This window comes from Frankia sp. AgKG'84/4, assembly GCF_023242965.2.
Taxonomy (GTDB): domain Bacteria; phylum Actinomycetota; class Actinomycetes; order Frankiales; family Frankiaceae; genus Frankia.
Genome location: NZ_JALKFU020001003.1, coordinates 1 through 1,851 on the forward strand (window position 1 = coordinate 1; position 1,851 = coordinate 1,851).

Annotated in this window: 1 protein-coding gene; it reads right to left on the reverse strand. The window is 76.8% G+C overall.

Annotation, left to right across the window (positions count from 1 at the left end):
- Positions 1 to 17: 17 nt before the first annotated feature.
- Positions 18 to 1,851, reverse strand: a 1,834-nt coding sequence (locus MXD58_RS26775) for a heparinase II/III family protein (protein WP_250610586.1), incomplete at its 5' end; no start/stop codon positions are given.

Here is a 1,851-nt window from a genome sequence, read left to right on the forward strand (position 1 = left end):
GCTCGCCGGGGCGCGGTCTAGCGACCGGCACTGACGGCGGTGGTCCGCGGGGCCCGCCCAGCGGTCCGCGGGTCGGCGGCACCGACGGTGAGCGTGGTGCGCAGCGTGACGGGCAGCTCGGCGTCCAGCCGGAGTTCGGCCGTCGGCGCCCGGACCGTACGCTCCCAGCCCGTGGCCCGGGGTGTGTCCTGGACCTCCCACCGGCCCGGCAGGTCAGTGACGAGACGGAACCGCTGCCCCCCGGGAATGGTGACGACCAGGCCAGGCGCGGCGCCGTCGGTAGCGATGGCTTCGGTAGCGGCGCCGTCGGCGTCGGGTTCGGCCGTGGTCACCGCGACGCCGGGTGCGAAGTGCAGGCGCACCGTCAGCCCGTGCCGGCCGCGGCCGCTGATCCGGTCGTCGACCACAAGGCCGCCCGGGTCGAGCCGCCAGGTGCGGCGGTGCCGCGGGGCGCCGGTGAGGTGACGGTAGCCGTCGTGCGCGGCGGTGAGGGCGACACCGGCGGCGAGGTGGCGCATCGACAGCAGGGTCGGGCGGGCGCGCCGGCCGGCGCGGAAGGCCCCCCACACCTCGGTCGAGTTCTCGCCGTCGACGGTGACGGTCGAGTGCGCGGCGGTGCCGCGTTCGTGGTCGCGGCAGGGGCCGGGTGCGTAGGTCGAGGTCGCGGTGTCCACGAGCAGCGGCTGGCCGTCGTGCCACAGCAGAAATCCGAGCGTGTCGGCGTGCGCGTGCGCCGGCAGCGTTCCCGGGCAGGGCAGGCCGACGTCGGCGAGCAGCCGCCAGCCGCCCGCGGTGAGCACGGCGAGCCCGCTCTCGGCCAGCAGCAGCCCGCTGGCTGCGGTCGCGGCGGTCGCGGCGGTGGGGGCGGTGTCGTGCTGGACGGGTATGGCGGGCAGCAGGCGGCGGACCAGCTCCTCGCGGACGGGGAAGCCATCGTTGAGCAGCGGCACCGAGCCGTCCGGGGCCAGTACCGCGGCGAGCCAGGCGCGCATCCGGTCGACGGCGTCGGCGAGTTCGGCGGGCACCGGCTGGCCGAGCGCCGTGAGCAGGGCGCCGACGTCGCCCAGGTCGGCGAGTACCTGGCAGTGGTACGCGGGGGCACGTTCCTGATGGCCGCCGTCTCCGAGGATCTGGCGGTCGGCCTCCCGCGTCAGGGCCCGGACCCGGTCGGCCAGCTCCGACGGGTCCCGCGCGGCCACCGCGAGGCCGACCTCGGCCTTGAGGTTCTTGATCAGGTGGTTGCCGCCGACGTCGGTCTCCCGATGGATCCGCAGGAAACGCCTGTGCGCGGCCAGGTCGGCGCGCAGCGCCCCGCCGGCCTCGCTGTCGGTCCCGAGCGCCGGTGCCAGTGCGCACAGCGTCCAGGCGCGCAGCGATGTCACGTAGGGCGACCAGGCCACCGGGTGCCCGACGGGCACCGCGGCGCGCCAGCCCAGGTACAGGCGGGCGAGCAGGTCGCGGCCCTGCTCGCCGTCGGCCACCATCGTCCAGGCCCAGTCCCAGTAGTGCAGGTGGTAGCGCCACAGCAGCGGAGCCTGGGTCTGCTCCCAGTCCCAGTGGGCCGGGTCGTCGCTCGCCGCCGCTTCGGTGGTGCCGGCCAGCTCGCGGGTGTGGCCGAGCAGGGTGATCCGCCCGGCGGTGAGGTCGTCGGCGCGCACCGGCTCCGGCGGGCACGAGGCGTCGACGGGGACGAAGGACGCGGGCCAGTGCCCGGGCAGCGGCGGGCCGCCGAGGATCATCCCGGCGAGTCGGGGTGAGCGGCCGAGCACGGCCCGCTGACCGCGCAGGCGGGCGCGGGTCGCGACCTGACCGGGCCGTAGGTGGCCGACGGTGCGCAGGTAGCGGCCGAGC